The sequence below is a fragment of the Vallitalea maricola genome (genome assembly GCF_036985595.1).
Taxonomy (GTDB): Bacteria; Bacillota; Clostridia; order Lachnospirales; family Vallitaleaceae; genus Vallitalea; species Vallitalea maricola.
Genome location: NZ_BTPU01000447.1, coordinates 1 through 214, shown reverse-complemented (window position 1 = coordinate 214; position 214 = coordinate 1). Strand labels below are relative to the sequence as shown.

The 214-nt window shown below is 58.9% G+C and carries 1 protein-coding gene; it reads right to left on the bottom strand.

Going from position 1 to position 214, the window contains the following annotated elements:
- A partial coding sequence (locus tag AACQ14_RS24890) for an FAD-dependent oxidoreductase (protein ID WP_353514047.1) occupies positions 1–212 on the bottom strand: 212 nt, incomplete at its 3' end.
- Positions 213–214 lie beyond the last annotated feature (2 nt).

Below are 214 nucleotides of genomic sequence, written 5' to 3'. Positions count from 1 at the left end.
TGCAGCGGCAATGTGATCCCCGCCATCGCAGCCACCTCGCGTCCCCACAGGCCCGCGGCATTCACAATCCACTGCGTATGGATATCACCCTTTTCTGTGCGCACAATCCATGTGCCATCTGGCTGCTGTTCCGTTCCCGTCACTGGGCAAAAGCGGATGATCTCAGCGCCGTTTTGGCGTGCACCTGTCGCATAGGCGTGACTAACGCCTATGT